Source organism: Paenibacillus sp. J22P218 (assembly GCF_056269195.1).
The window spans coordinates 583,034-598,575 of record NZ_JBWDNL010000005.1 but is presented as its reverse complement, the minus strand read 5'-3'; the positions used below and the strand labels follow the sequence as shown (position 1 = coordinate 598,575).

Annotated in this window: 10 protein-coding genes; 8 read left to right on the top strand and 2 right to left on the bottom strand. The window is 48.2% G+C overall.

Annotation, left to right across the window (positions count from 1 at the left end):
- Positions 1–212: 212 nt before the first annotated feature.
- Positions 213–2,198 (bottom strand): beta-galactosidase, encoded by a 1,986-nt coding sequence (locus tag AC0YN0_RS23645; RefSeq protein ID WP_475823472.1) that lies wholly within the window; start codon positions 2,196–2,198, stop codon positions 213–215.
- A 116-nt stretch (positions 2,199–2,314) separates the two neighbouring features.
- Here AC0YN0_RS23645 and AC0YN0_RS23640 point away from each other — a divergent pair, with 116 nt between their 5' ends.
- Positions 2,315–3,157: a helix-turn-helix transcriptional regulator gene (locus tag AC0YN0_RS23640; protein ID WP_475823471.1), complete on the top strand. Its 843-nt coding sequence runs from the start codon at positions 2,315–2,317 to the stop codon at positions 3,155–3,157.
- 149 nt (positions 3,158–3,306) lie between these two features.
- Here AC0YN0_RS23640 and AC0YN0_RS23635 read toward each other — a convergent pair whose 3' ends face one another.
- Positions 3,307–3,978: a helix-turn-helix transcriptional regulator gene (locus tag AC0YN0_RS23635; protein ID WP_475823470.1), complete on the bottom strand. Its 672-nt coding sequence runs from the start codon at positions 3,976–3,978 to the stop codon at positions 3,307–3,309.
- A 149-nt stretch (positions 3,979–4,127) separates the two neighbouring features.
- Between AC0YN0_RS23635 and AC0YN0_RS23630 the strand changes: the two genes are divergently transcribed.
- The 7 genes from AC0YN0_RS23630 to AC0YN0_RS23600 all read left to right on the top strand — a co-directional run bounded on the left by AC0YN0_RS23630 (position 4,128) and on the right by AC0YN0_RS23600 (position 15,541).
- Entirely contained in the window at positions 4,128–6,305 is a 2,178-nt protein-coding gene (locus AC0YN0_RS23630; protein ID WP_475823469.1) for an alpha-galactosidase, read from the top strand.
- A gap of 43 nt (positions 6,306–6,348) precedes the next feature.
- Positions 6,349–7,326: a glycosyl hydrolase gene (locus AC0YN0_RS23625; RefSeq protein ID WP_475823468.1), complete on the top strand. Its 978-nt coding sequence runs from the start codon at positions 6,349–6,351 to the stop codon at positions 7,324–7,326.
- A gap of 231 nt (positions 7,327–7,557) precedes the next feature.
- On the top strand, positions 7,558–9,327 hold the full coding sequence (locus tag AC0YN0_RS23620) for a sensor histidine kinase (protein ID WP_475823467.1): 1,770 nt from the start codon (positions 7,558–7,560) through the stop codon (positions 9,325–9,327).
- Positions 9,302–10,933 carry a response regulator transcription factor gene (locus AC0YN0_RS23615; RefSeq protein WP_475823466.1) on the top strand — a complete coding sequence of 544 codons (1,632 nt, stop codon included), beginning with the start codon at positions 9,302–9,304 and terminating at the stop codon, positions 10,931–10,933. Before AC0YN0_RS23620 ends, AC0YN0_RS23615 begins: the two co-directional genes overlap by 26 nt.
- Positions 10,934–10,947: 14 nt before the next feature.
- On the top strand, positions 10,948–12,618 hold the full coding sequence (locus AC0YN0_RS23610) for a type 2 periplasmic-binding domain-containing protein (RefSeq protein WP_475823465.1): 1,671 nt from the start codon (positions 10,948–10,950) through the stop codon (positions 12,616–12,618).
- A 243-nt stretch (positions 12,619–12,861) separates the two neighbouring features.
- On the top strand, positions 12,862–14,550 hold the full coding sequence (locus AC0YN0_RS23605) for a type 2 periplasmic-binding domain-containing protein (protein ID WP_475823464.1): 1,689 nt from the start codon (positions 12,862–12,864) through the stop codon (positions 14,548–14,550).
- 85 nt (positions 14,551–14,635) lie between these two features.
- The gene (locus AC0YN0_RS23600; protein WP_475823487.1) at positions 14,636–15,541 is read left to right on the top strand and encodes an ABC transporter permease; all 906 of its coding nucleotides are present in this window, start codon (positions 14,636–14,638) and stop codon (positions 15,539–15,541) included.
- Position 15,542 lies beyond the last annotated feature (1 nt).

Genomic DNA, 15,542 nt, shown 5'->3' with positions numbered 1-15,542 from the left:
ACCAGTGGTACCTATGTTAAATCAAAACCCCCGAGTCACGGGGGTCGCCCCCAAAACCCCTTTTGGTTTTGGGGGCGCTCCCCTTATAAATGTTCTACCTCTCGACCATGTTATTGACAGACCCACACTTCTAATGAACAGCGATATAGAGCTGTCCCTCAAGGTATTCAGCCTTGTGAGACAGCCCTTCGCCAAGATGCAAGCCGCTGATCTTATAAAGTTAGAATATCTACTCCCAGAGCTGGCAGCGTCAACTTCTGCTCTGATTTCTCGCTCGTCAACAAGCTGCGATAGGGAACGTCAAGCGTAACCTCACGTTGCTCGTTCGTCAAATTGATCAGGAACAGGAAGCTTTCCTCACCCTTCGTTCGAATCGACAGCTCGACACCTTCCGGCAGCTGGAGCTTGGGCGCCAAGCCCTTTTCCTTCAATATGCCTTCGAAAAGCTGATAGAAATACGATGGCTCCGGCCAAGTGCCGACATAATACACTTCACCTTCACCAAGCTTATTGACAGTTACCGCCGGCACACCCTCGTAAAAGTCGTTGTCATACCAGGCAATCGGTTCTGCTCCTCGCAGTTCCAGCAGATCGCACCATTGCTTCGCAGCGAATGTCTGGCCCTCTGCGTTCCGAATCCGATGCTCGCTGTTGCCGATTGCATCATATTCACTAACGACAACACCCGCCGCTTCTGCCAGCAGCCCCGGCAGAGGCAGCATCTCACATACATTCCTCATGTTCTTCACGCCTGTCCGATTGGTGAGGACGACCGTGCCGCCCCCGGCTGCGAATCGCTCCAGCCGCTGCGCTACTTCTTCGCTTAACAGAAAGAGGGAAGGGACAATGACCAGCTTGTAGCCATCGAGCTTCTCGGTCCAATTGATAACGTCCGTACCGATGCCCATTTTCAGAAATGCATTATGCATAGAGGACAAGTTGTCCATATAGTGCATTCCCCCCTCCGCTTGTGCCTGAAGGGAAAGCGCCGTATGCTGATCATGCGAATGCAGAATCGCAACCTGGGTAACGATTGTCGAGCCGGCCAGCAGCTCTCCTAGCCGGTTCACCTCGCGAGTAAGCTCCGCGAACTCCCTGAACCTGCGCCCAGGAACATTGCTATGGTCGATAAGCCCATGCCAGAACTGTTCGGCTCCGACGGCAGCACTCCGCCAGCGGAAATGGACGACCATATCGGCGCCGCGGGCGATTGTCTGCCAGGAACGAGCTCTGATCAGTCCAGGATAAGGGGTGCGCTGAATTGGCATCCATGCGCCTTGCGCTCCGCTCAGCTGCTCCATTACCCAGAAATTGCGGCGCTTGATGCCGCGAACCAAGTCCAGCGACAGCGCTCCGTTCCTCGGAAACCGATCGCCATAATCGCGATGCAGCTCATTCGGATAATAATCGACAGAGGCGAAGTCCAGCTCTTTGTAGAGATCATAATAGTCCAGGCTATTCGGGAATTGCCACATGTTATGCGTCACGAATTGGCCTGGACAGTTGCTGCGTAGAATTTCAAGCTGCCATCCGAGCAGATAGCCTACGCTGTCCGAGCAGAACCGCTTGTACTCCAGAAGATAGGAGGGATTCATCGGCTTGCTGGTACCGAGCGGCGTCGTTACCTCGGCCCAGCTGCTGTACTCCCCGCTCCAGACGACCGTGCCCCACTCCCGGTTCAACTCTTCCAGACTGGAATAACGCTTCTGCAGCCAAGCGACAAATGCACGATTGCATGTATCACAATGGCATTCCTGGTAATGCATCTCGTTATCGATTTGCCAACCAATGACGGCGGGATGCTTCGCATAGCGCTGTGACATTGCTTCCACAAATTTGGATCCCAGCATTCTCAAGGAATAGCTGTTGTTGCAACGATGTCCACGCACACCCGGCCGGATGATTTGACGTTGTTCATTCATTGGCAGCACATCGGGATAACGGGTTGTCATCCAGTTCGGCGGGGTATTGGTAGGTGTGCATAACACGATCTCCATGCCGCGCGAGGCGAATACTTCTATAGCCGCATCCAACCATTCAAACCGATAATCACCCTCGGTCGGTTCCATTCGGCTCCAGGCAAACTCCGCCATTCGCACAACAGCAACACCTGTCTCTTGCATAAGCGCTGCATCCTTGTCCCATAGCTCGGGAGTCCATTGTTCTGGATAATAATCAATTCCGATCTTAATCGTCATCCTGTGATCTCCTTTATTCATCAATATATTGCGATTATATGCTATATTAATTCGAGTGAATATCTTAAATAATTAATACGATATAATAATATTAAGATAACAGGAGAGTTGGTCGCATGCCCCATCCCAATCGCGCTTTCCCGGTACTATCCGCCCGAGACAAGCTGCTTCCTTTTTATTTGCTTGGCATTGGTCTGCATCATGAACAGGAGCATATACGCCGAGACCCAGGCATTCAGGATTATCAGTGGATTCAATGCCGCAGTGGCGAGGGCAAGCTCAAGCTAAGTGAAACGGAGCATATCGTCAAGCAAGGCATGGGCATGCTGCTGTTCCCCGGCCAGAAGCACGAATACTATGCTATATCGGGGAGCTGGGAAGTCGACTGGATCATCTTCGATGGCAGCGGGGCAGCGAACTTGTTTGAAACAGTCGGCATTGCAGACACATGCGTATTCGCGCTCGCATCGCCCGAATACCTTCAATCCCGCATGCGGGAGCTGCTGCAAGCTGCCCTTACGCCGCAAGAGCAAACGTTAAGCAATTACGCCTGCTCCGCCATCCTCTATACCTTATTGACGGAGATTATTCAGCGCGTCTCTCTCGAGGGCAGCGATACCGTCGGGCAACAGTATGAGCGGTTAAAGCCGGTCCTGGACTATATTGACCAGCATTATGCCGAAGAGATTACTTTGCAGACGCTCGCCGGACTGATGTGCGTCACACCGGAATACTTCTGCCATTTGTTCAAGAAGACGACAGGCATTCGTCCCATCAGCTATGTCAATCAGGTAAGGATCAACAAGAGCAAGGAATTGCTGCTCGACAATGAACAGCCCGGGATGCAGGATATTGCTCATCAAGTCGGCTTCGAATCCGCCAGCTATTATGGAGCAATCTTCAAGAAGCTGGAACGGCTCACACCCGGCGCCTTTCGCCGCAGCTATCAGAAGTCGTAACATATGTACGGTCCAAGTGCGTTCGGGGAGTAAATGTATACCTAGTCAACTTGGAAGTAAAATCATTGGACATAAAAATCGCGTTATCCAAAAGGATAACGCGATTTTTTCAGGATTTCAGTGAAAAGCCAGCTTTGCTTGAGCAGGCATTAGGCAAAGATTACCGCTTTTACCGCTTCTGCTCGGTAATGCTTAGGGGAAGCTCCAATTATCTTTTTAAACATTTTGGAGAAGAGCAAAGGGTCATTGTAGCCGACGGAGCGGGAGATATCACCTATCGACAGCTCAACGTTCCTCATCATTTCACATGCTTTTTGGATCCGAATACGAATTAAGTATTCCTGGATACTCGTATTCAATTGTTGTTTGAATAACGAACAAAGATAGCTTCGATTGAGTCCGACTATGCGAGCAATGTCCTCTATGGTGATTATCTGAGGAAAGTTGGTTTCGACGATGTCCTTCACCTTTTCAACGTAAATTTCCGCACGACTTTCCTTTTGCTCTGTTGGCGTTACCGGACCATATTCTGCAAGTAGGGATAATAACAAGTAAAGCAAACCGGTCAGTCTGGTTTCTCTTGCTTTATGATTTCTATTGGCCTCGGCCATTAACTTCAAATAATTATAAATCTTATCGTCTTGACCATAGTTGAGGATTGGGCTTGCCCTCGTTAATCCTGCTTGCTTGAGGAGCAATTCCGCCACTGTTCCGTCAAAACCAAACCAGCAATATGACCAAGGGTTTATGGAATCGGCTTGATGGTATAACCCCTTTAATATTAAAATACCAAGCATTATAACATAATTAGTGAGCATCATGCTATGTACTCAATAATAAGTGTTGATATATTATTCCTGTATAGTTGACATAGCATCTATTAATATGTGCCAAGCTTAAAACCATATTTTATTTTGAGAACACAAGAAAACATTTGCTCTGAATGGGTAGTGTTGAGAGGAGAAGTGTTATGGGCATCATTGTTCAAGAGAATACGGGGCTTTTTCACCTACAGTCGGCCTGCATGAGTTATCTTATTCAAATTGTGGACGGTTATCCTATTCATGTATATTGGGGAGACAAACTGAAGCACCGGGAACCCATGGCGGATTTATTCATTCACACTCCCGAGAAGGCTGGATTGGATCGCTTATTCCAAGAATACCCTCAATACGGGAACGGAGACTTTCGTAACCCGGCTTATCAAGTAGAGCTTGAGGATGGAACTCGAATTACGGAGCTAAAGTACGAAGGGTACAAGCTCATTAGGGGGAAGCCTTCATTAGCTGGACTCCCAGCCGTTTATGTAGAGAATGAAACCGAAGCAGAGACTTTGGAGCTGGAGCTGAAGGATGCCCATTCGGGTCTGAAAGTTGTCCTTATCTATACTGTCTTCGCTGATCGGAATGTCATTATCCGTTCTGCACGGTTGAGCAATGAAGGGGGCAAGAAGCTTCGGCTTCTCCGTGCACTAAGTGCAAGTATAGACTTCATGGATAAAGGGGAATTAGAGATCATCTATCTTTCCGGAGCCTGGGCTCGAGAAGGCAATATGACCCGTAGAGCGCTTCATCAAGGCGAGACTCGAATCGATAGCAAAAGAGGCATGAGCAGCCATCAATTAAACCCCATTTCCGCGTTGGTCACTCCTGATACAACGGAAAACCATGGTGAAGCTTACGGCTTCAGCTTAGTATACAGCGGCGGATTTGAAGCGGTAGCTGAGGTGGATTCATTCGGCTCTACGCGAATGAGCATGGGAGTGAATTCCTTTGATTTCACATGGCTGCTAAATCCAAGTGAGAGTTTCCAAACACCGGAAGTCGTTATGGTTTACTCTAAGCAAGGATTGGGCGAGATGTCGCGTACTTATCATCGCTTGTACCGGACAAGGCTATGCCGAGGGGAATATCGGGATAAAGAGCGGCCGATTCTAGTCAATAACTGGGAGGCTACTTATTTTAACTTTAATGCCGATAAGTTGTTAGCGATAGCGGAAGAGGGGTCGAAGCTAGGAATAGAGCTGTTCGTATTGGACGACGGCTGGTTCGGCAAGCGGGATTCCGATAATTCATCTCTTGGAGATTGGTACGAGGATCGCCGGAAGCTGCCGGACGGACTTGCGGATGTGGCGGAACGCATTAATCGGCTTGGGCTCAAATTCGGACTTTGGTTTGAACCGGAGATGATATCGCCGGACAGCGATCTTTACCGGGAGCATCCGGACTGGTGTCTTCATGTTCCTGGACGCAGGCGCAGCGAAGCAAGATGGCAGCTCGTGCTGGATTATACTCGAAAGGAAGTTCGAGATTACATTTACGACTCCCTGTCAGCGATCTTCTCCAGCGTGCCGGTCTCTTATGTGAAATGGGACATGAACCGCGCTCTAACTGAAATGGGCTCCGCTTCACTGCCCTCTGAACGTCAATCGGAGACGGCCCATCGCTATGTTCTAGGTTTGTACGAGCTGTTGGAACGCATCACCACGGCATATCCGAATATTCTGTTTGAGAGCTGCTCAAGCGGAGGAGGCCGCTTCGATCCTGGAATGCTCTACTACATGCCTCAAACCTGGACAAGTGATAATACGGATGCTGTAGAACGGTTAAAGATACAATACGGTACCAGCCTTGTCTACCCTGTAAGTGCAATTGGAGCTCATGTATCAGCCGTTCCTAACCATCAAGTTGGACGGATAACGCCACTTGATTTTCGAGGGAACGTCGCCATGTCCGGAAACTTTGGATATGAGCTTGATCTAACCAAATTCAGCGATGAAGAAAAAGAGATTGTCAAAAACCAAGTCATAACCTACAAGCAAATTCGCGGATTAGTTCAAAAGGGCGACATGTATCGCTTGAAGAGTCCGTTTGAAGGGAACGAATCGGCTTGGATGTTTGTATCCGAAGACAAAAAGGAAGCCGTCGTGTACTATTTCCAAGTGATGGCCGTGCCGAATGCACCGCGAAGAACCTTGCGGCTGGATGGGCTTAACCCGGAACTTGAATACGAGGTTTGGTCCGGTGATCCTGGAGACAAGTCAAGCTATGGGGGAGACAGGCTCATGCAATTGGGACTGCGCCTTGCTTATCATCAGAAAGACTATGAAAGTGGATGGTTCAGACTTAAAGCAGTTAAGGCAGGGTAGGCCTGACTCCTACTAAGCCTATCAAAAAATGAGGAAGTGACCCATGGGAAATCCGAATATCGCTGCTATTGAATCTTGTAATCCGAATGCTTTTAACGAAGTAAAAGCAGTACTACAGTACATAAGCGGGATAGCTGGCAAAGCTATTATTACCGGACAACACACGCAAACCAATTCGCAACAGGAACTCCAGTACATCGAAAAGGTTACGGGGAAGCTTCCTGCGCTTTGTGGCTTTGAGCTGTTAAGTTATTCGCCGAATATTAATTATGAAAATAGCAGTGCTGAGTGCCTGCTTGAGATTGAAGAGAACCGAAACACGCTTGACCGGGCTTGGGAATGGGCAGAACGAAAAGGCCTGATCACCTTCACCTGGCATTGGTTCTCTCCTTTTGGAAGCTGGGATAAGGGATTCTATTCGAATAATACAACATTTGACGCCTCCAAGGCTGTAATAGAAGGAACGGAAGAGTATAAGGCGTTGATTTCCGATATGGATCATATGGCCGATATCCTGAAACCCTTTTGCGAGAATCGGATTCCGGTTCTGTGGAGACCCTTCCATGAAGCCGAGGGGGAATGGTTCTGGTGGGGTCACAAAGGCCCAGAGGTTGCTAAGCAGTTGTACCGCATCATGTATGACCGATATACACGCGTTCATGCTCTGAATAATCTGATCTGGGTCTGGAACTCACCTTTGGCGGAAGGATATGTAGGTGATGATGTAACTGATGTGATATCAAGAGACCTGTATCCTCCCAAGCATACGCATACGGATTTGCAGCCCGAATATGAGGAACTCGTGCGCATAACCTCAGAACCGAAGTTAGTTGCATTAGGAGAGATTGGGGTGCTGCCCAGTATAAATCAACTCTCGATAACTAGAATTCCGTGGGTTTGGTACATGATCTGGTCAAACGAATTTGGATCGACTGCAGAGTGGACTTCCGAGGAGGAACTACACGAGGCGTACCAGCATGAATATGCGGTTACACTCGATAAATTACCCGTATTGTATTAATCCAGTTTTATACTGAATTTTTTTAGAGTTTTGCTGAGTTCTGATCTCTCGTTTGTAAGTCGCCCTGCGCTTCCCTTTGAAGCGGAGGGCGATTTCATTTGTTTGCCCGTTATCTGGTCATATCATTTGCATCGGCAAAGTGAAAGAAGAGTCGGATTTGTCTCATTGTTATGCCTTTCAGCAGACGGGTATAATAAAATATTACCAACGTGTCTATGAAAGGGGATGGAAATGAAGCTTACGCATCGCTTATGGCAATCATCTATTTATAAACGTTTGTTTATTGCTTTCATTGCCGCAACGATTCCGATCTATATTCTTGCCGGGATATTATATAGTTGGGCATCCAGCCTGCTCAGGAAAGATATCGTGGACTCTGCTGAAACCCAGTCCGAGAACTATATAAGCGAGCTTAACGGGACACTGGACCGCTTTAATTCGCTTCAATATGACATGCTGAACGATACGTATCTGATCCAATTGGTCAATGCGTACGACATTCTTGAACCTTATCGCAAAATCGAATTGATTCATTTTTTACGGGCAAAGCTTGTGTCCATCCGGAATAGCAGCGACTTAATCGTAGACACGCGACTATATCTGTCAAACATCGGAATAGAAATTTCGGCTGTCGATGGATATGGCTTGATGGAGGAGGATGTGATTACTCCTGCGATGCTTAATGATCCCTATAACATTATTTCATATAACGATAGCCTGCTTATCGTCGCATACCCCCTTGAGAGCGAATATAAAGACACTCCTGAAATTATCGTTGAAATCGAACTGCGATCCAGCGAACTGAAGCGGGGGGCCCAAGCGGCATTGGAAAAAGAATTTACGGGTGCGCTCGTTCTTGGACTAGGCAGCAATGCCAATCATATAATTGCTGTTGCGGATAATAAGCTAGAGCAACCAATTAAGGAGCATTATGGAAGTCTCGTGCAGGTTGAGACAGAATCATCCAACGAGCTGGCCCCCGCGGATTTGGGTAAAGACTATATCTTCGTGCACTCGGCTTTGACGGAGAGCCATTTATATGTCGATCATTATTTGTACAAGCCTACGATGTTTCGGACGATATCCGAGTATATTCAATGGTTTTGGCTATTCTTCGGGGCGACCGTTATGATGGTTGCGCTTTATCTGTACTATATCAACAGAGTCATTAATAAACCGATGGTGAAGCTTGTTCGTGCCTTTAAGCGAGTAGAGGAAGGCAATTTCGAGCTTAATATTCGCCATGACAAGGATGACGAATTCGGATATTTGTATGAACGATTCAATGAAATGCTTATCAATATGAAGGTATCCATCGATGAGGTGTACAATCAGCAGATTCATCGGCAAAATGCGGAGCTAAAGCAACTCCAGTCACAGATCAACCCGCATTTCCTCTATAATTGTTTATTCAGTATTATCCGTCTTATCAAGATGCAGAAAGACGAGGAAGCGATACAGTTCACGAATCAACTCGCTAAGTATTTTCAATTCATTACACGCAATAAGAGAGATACGGTGCCGCTTGAGAATGAAGCTTCGCACGCTCGCAATTACGTAATGCTCCAGCTTGCAAGATTCTCGGATCGGGTGTCGGTGGAGTTTGGTGAAGTGCCGGACAGCCTCAAGCCATTATCGGTCCCCCGACTCATTATCCAGCCATTAGTGGAAAATGCATTCGTGCACGGTTTAGAAAACGTGACCGAAGGCGGCATGCTCCGAGTAAGTTTTCTGGATGAATGGGAAAGAGTCGTCGTTGTTGTGGAGGATAATGGTGAAGACAGCGACAACGGTTTGGCGAAGTTGAATGCTCTTCTGACAGGAGACCAAGAAGCTCAGGAGATTACAGGGATTTTGAACGTTCATAAGAGACTTCAATACAGCTACGGTGCTGGAAGCGGGTTGCGGGCCAGCATAAGCGAGCTTGGAGGCCTGAAAATAGAGTTGATCATCGAACGGAAAGGTGCGATGGCAGATGTATCGGATGTTAATCGTGGATGACGAAAAGCTTCTGCTTGACGGTTTACACGAGCTATTTCAGGAATATGAAGGCCACCGGCTTGAACTGTACAAGGCATCCAGCGGGCTGGAAGCGCTCAGGGCCATGTCGGAGAAGCGCATTGACATCTTGCTGTCGGATATAAAGATGCCCAAGATGTCGGGCTTGGAGCTCGGTGACCGGGTCAAGCAAAGTTGGCCGGAATGCAGGCTTATCTTTCTAACGGGCTTTGACGAATTTGATTATGTACATCATGCGATCAAGAACGGGGCCGAAAACTATATACTGAAGTCCGAGGGAGACGAAGCGATAGTCGAAGCGGTTCGCAAAACGATAGCGGAGCTCGAGGAGCAGCAGAAGATGGACATGTTGATCAAGCAAGCACGCGAGATCCAGCGGCAGCAAGCGGGTCATCATCGCGCGCTGTTCTTATCCGACCTGCTGGAGGGGTTACAGCCCAGGGAAGAGCTCACATCGCAGACGTTGGAGGGAATCGGGATCAGACTTGCTATCGATCGGCCGCTCATTATGGCGGTTGCGAGGATGGATTTGGCCACAACTGCTTTAAGGCTGCCCGACAAGGAGCTATTGTTCACGGCTCTTCACTCTATATGTGTTCGTTTTCTGTCCTCCTATGTAGATTATGCGGATGTTATTTATAATCGGGAGTACTATGTGCTGTTCATTCAGGCTCGCGAGAACGCCTTTCAAACGCAGGATCGGCTTGTAACCTTTCTGCAAGGCTCGATTGAAACGATCCAGCAAACAGCAGAGAAATCAACGGGACTTACATTCTCGTTTGCGCTTACGGATAAGTTCATAGAATGGGACGACACTTCTAAACAGTTCACGATCCTCAAAGCCTTCTTGTCCCGTTATTATGACGCGAAGCAAATTATCATAACGGACAAAAATCTGCCGTTCATGGCCAAGCAGGATGAGGAAGAAGTACGTGGATTCATCGAGGTGTTCCACAAACGAGCGAATGCGCTGGAGACGTACATCGAATCCGGGCGTAAGGACGAAGTGCAGTCGATCCTATCAGAGCTCAGATCCTACGCAGAGTGGGAGGCAATAGACGAGATGAGGTATATGGAAATGTATTGCGCGGTTGCACTACGGCTTCTGACGGCTACCAACAAATTCGGATTGGACCGCGACCCATCCATTGCTCCTCATATTGCTAAGCTCCTCCAACCTGCGACTTTTCCCTCGCGCAAGGAAAGCATAGCAACGCTTGAGCACATCGTTCATTTGTTCGATCATTATCATGCGGCTCAGTCTTCCAAAATGCGGGGAGATGCACTGGGGAAAATCATTTATTATATCGATACCCATTTGGATGGCGACCTTTCCGTAACGAACCTAGCGGAGCAGGTATACCTGAATCCGGATTATTTATCTAGAATGTTCAAGCAATCGAAGGGCATTACGATATCCGAGTATATCGCGGCCTCGAAGGTTCAAAAAGCCAAAGAAATGCTTTCTGAGCCGCAAAGACTCGTGCAGGATATTGCTAAGGCGCTTGGCTTTACGTCTGCCGGTTATTTCAGTCGCTTCTTCAAGAAGGAAACGGGGCAGACACCGCAGGAGTTTCGGACAGCATAAGGAGGGAAATCGCTTTGAGTGGGCTGAAAATGGCACGACGAAGAATGAAGGCTGCCTCCATACTTCTTGCGACATGCATAATGGCCTCATGCGCCGGCCAGACGGGCGATTCCGGCGTGGCGGGAGACCAGGCAAGCGTTCCGCCTGATGATCGTGGAAGTGTGGCGATGACGACCGGAGTAGGGATCGGTGACGTCATGTCGGACTTTACCGAAGAGAAGTGGGAGGATAGCGTTTGGTTACGCGCTTATCGGGACGAATTGGGTATTGATATGAAGGCTGCTTGGTATGCGAAGGGAAAGGAAGCGATCACGCAGAAGGTGAGCGTTGCGATCGCTTCCGGCAAAATTCCCGATTTGTTGGCCGTTAACAGTGAACAATTATCTGCGGTCTCGAAAACCAACTTGTATACCGATCTGACGAGCATATATGAAACCTATGCGACACCGCTGACCAAATCGATTTTGAATGAGGACGACAAGCGTTCGCTCACATCCGCTACGTTTGACGGAAAACTTATAGCGATTCCAGGGCTTAACTCCGCTATTGACGGTGCATCATTCATGTGGATTCGCCAAGATTGGCTGGACAAGCTCGGGTTGAAAGTACCGGAAACGGCGAGCGAGCTGGAAGAGGTCATGAGAGCTTTTGAGAACCGAGACCCGGATGGCAACGGCAAGGCAGATACGATCGGTCTCGTCCTGAGCAAGGATTTTTTGAATCAAGGTTTGGCGGAAGCTATCGGTTTGTTTAACGCTTTTGACGCATATCCGAAAATTTGGGTTAAAGACAAAGGCGGAAATCTAGCATACGGAAGCGTTCAGCCTGAAGTGAAAGATGCGCTTGCCTTTTTGAGCCGGATGTATAAGGAAGGAATCATTGAGACCGATTTTGCGGCGATGGACACACCTGCGGCAGCAGAGCTTGCAGCAAGCGGAAGAGGGGGCGTCGTATTCGGCGCGATGTGGAACGGCATGTATCCGTTGCAAGGAACGAAGGATCGATTCAAGGATTCCGACTGGAGAGCTTACCCTATCGTGTCCAAAGATGAACAGCCCGCTCATCCGCAAATCAAGCTGAATGTGGAGCAATATTTCGTCGTTCGAAGCGGCTACGAGCATCCGGAAGCTTTGATCAAGCTGATAAACTTTTGGACGGAGCTGAACTACGGCGATGCGGGGAAAGATAGGTACAATCGATTTCTTGGTCTGCCTCCGGCTCCCGGCCATCATTATGCAGTAGCTAAAGTATGGAAATCGAATAAAAACCTGCAAGCTTATTTGGATATTAAAGACGCTCTCGAGACGGGAGTGCTGTCCAAGCTGAATGTCGAGGAAAAGGGCTACTATGACAATATTCTCAAATACAGCGCCGGCGACGATTCCTTTGCCCAATACGAGAAAGTATTTGGCAGGACGGGCTCGTACGCCGTCATGAACGACTATGTACAACGTGATTTATTCAAAATGGACGAGTTTTACGGCGCTTCTACGGAAGCGATGAGGTCTCGATTGCTGACGATTGATCAAATGATTTCCGAATTTTACACGAAAGTGATTATGGGAACAGAGTCTCTAGATCAATTCGATGCTTTCGTCGCCAATCTTGGCCAGATCGGACTTGATGAAATAACGAAGGAAGTTAATGAATGGAAAGAAACAGACCGTGCAGTGTTCTCCAAATGAATGATAGGGAGAACTGCACGGTCTGTTTTTTTCAAATATAGGAAAGTATAAGTTTCACTCTTATACATCTGCCTATATTTCATCCGCGAAACGATAGCTTACGCCTCCAAAGGACGGCGATAGCTGTTTACGCTTGATGATGTCGGCAGAGTGCAAGGATTCTCGGAATTGTGAAATCGCTTTCTTCCCCCTTGGACGATAAGCTTATTTTGTAAGCAATCAAGAATGACAGGGGGAGCAAGCATGACAAATAACAAAAAGAAAGTAATGACATCAGCGGCGGCAACGCTTCTGAGCATCTCGCTTCTAGCCGGGTGCAGCTCTAATGTTGGCAACAATGCACCTAACAACGAAGGTGGCAATAATGGCGCGAATGCAGCGACCGAAGCGCCGATTGATCCGATGGCCAAGTTCGATCCGCCTATTGAATTGACAGTTGGCGTTGCAATCGGAGATCCCATCGCCGATGAGTTTACCGAAGAAAAATGGGAAAACAGCGAATGGATTAAAGCCTATAAAGAAGAGCTTGGCATTATCATTAAGCCTCTATGGTATACGAAAGGCGGAGACGCTGCGAAGCAGAAGATGAGCGTAGCCATTGCTTCGGGGGATATTCCCGATCTGATCGGCGTCAGTCAAGAACAGCTGGCATCCTTGTCCAAAACGAATCTATATGCGGATTTAACGGACGTATACGAGAAATTCTCGACACCATTGTCGAAGCAGATTATTACGGAGGAAGGCAATACGGCGCTCGAATCGGCAACCTTCGGAGGCAAGCTGATCGCGATTCCAGGAACGAACTCCGCTATCGACGGGGCGTCCTTCCTGTGGGCTAGGCAGGATTGGCTCGATAAGCTGAGTCTTCCGGTTCCGAAGACGACGGACGAGCTGTACACTGCAATGAAAGCTATTGTAGAGCAGGATCCTGACGGCAACGGCAAGAAGGATACGGTCGGCCTCATGCTGAACAAGGATTTCCTAGCTCCCGGCGTCGCCGAAGCGCTCGGCCTATTCAATGCATACGATGCTTACCCGAAAGCGTGGGTTCGCGGCGCGGATGGCAAGCTCGTATACGGCAGTGCGCAACCGGAAGTAAAGGACGCCCTTGCGTATTTAAACAAATTATACAAAGAAGGCTTGATCGAGAAGGACTTCGGAGCCAAGGATTCGGGCAAAGCAGCGGAGTTGGCTGCATCTGGACTTGTTGGCTTCAACTTCGGCGCGATGTGGAACGGCATGTACCCGATGCAGCAAACGAAGGACAATTTCCCGGATTCGAACTGGCTGGCTTATCCGATCGTGTCCAAGGATGATAAACCCGCTAATCCTCAGATCAAGCTGAACGTGGAAAGCTACTTTGTGATGCGCAGTGGCTATGAGCATCCTGAAGCGATTATGAAGCTGATCAATTTCTGGACGGAGCTGAACTACGGCGATACAACGCAAGAGGAGTTCGATAAGTTCTTGGGACCGTTGCCTGCTCCAGGGCATCACTATGCGGTCGCAAAGGCTTGGAAGGCACAGAAAAACTTGCAAGCCCACCTGAAGGTGACGGAGGCATTCAAGACTGGCGATGCGTCTAAGCTGAATGCCGAGGAAAAAGGCTATTACGATAACATTCAAAAATACAAAGACGGCGACAACGCCAATGCGCAATTCGAGAAGGTATTCGGTGAAACAGGGTCCTTCAGGTACATGAACGAGTACGTGAACAATAACCTGTTCAAGATGGACGAGTTTTACGGCGCTTCAACGGACGCTATGAAAAATCGCTTAAAAACGATCGAGCAAGCCGTTATCGAATACTACACGAAAGTTATTATGGGCTCTGACTCCATCGACAACTTCGATAAATTCGTCAGCCAACTGAACAAGCTCGGACTTGAAGATGTAACGAAGGAAGTTAATGATTGGGACGCTGCTAAGTAATCGTTAATGAATTGAAAAAAAGAAGAGAAGGAGGGACCTCAGTCGTCCCTCCTTCTATACGGATGGAGCGTGCATGTCGATGGAGATGAAAGGGACCCGCAAACGTCGGTTTTCTACTGGAGCTTATCATATGATGCTGCTGCCGGCGGTCATCCTGGTGCTTATTTACAGCTATGGGCCGATCGTTGGCATCGTCATCGCTTTTCAAGATTTTATTCCTTCAAACGGTTGGTTCGGCTCGGAGTGGATCGGCTTTGACAACTTTAAGTACGTATTCGGCATGCCGGATACGCTGCAGGTGATTGGCAATACGCTATTAATCTCATTAATGAAAATGGTCGTCGGAATCGTGTTCCCTCTAGGTCTGGCCATATTGCTTAACGAAGTGAAAAGCGCAATGTTTAAAAGAACCGTTCAAACAGTCGTCTACATGCCTTATTTTATTTCGTGGATTATTTTATCCGGCATTCTAATCGATATCTTGTCGCCATCTGGAGGCATCATCAACAATCTATTGCAATTTCTAGGCTTCGAACCGATTTACTTCCTCGGAAGCGGCCCTTGGTTCCGCTTTGTCATCGTCGCTTCGCATATCTGGAAGGAGCTCGGCTTCGATACGATCGTATATTTGGCCGCTATACTTAGCATCGATAAATCGTTGTATGAAGCTGCCGCGCTAGACGGTGCGGGGCATATGAAGCAAATGTGGCATATCACGCTTCCAGGCATGAGACCTATAATTGTGCTGCTCAGCGTCCTAAGTCTTGGAAATATTTTGAATGCGGGCTTCGACCAAGTATTCAATTTATATAGTCCTCAAGTCTATTCCAGCGCGGATATTCTGGATACGTACGTATTCCGAATCGGCATGGAGCAAATGCAATACGGCGTAGCGACCGCTGTCGGCTTGTTCAAGTCGTTCGTATCCTTCGTCTTTATTTGCACATCCTATTTGCTCGCTTACAGGCTCGCCAACTACAGGATTTTCTAAG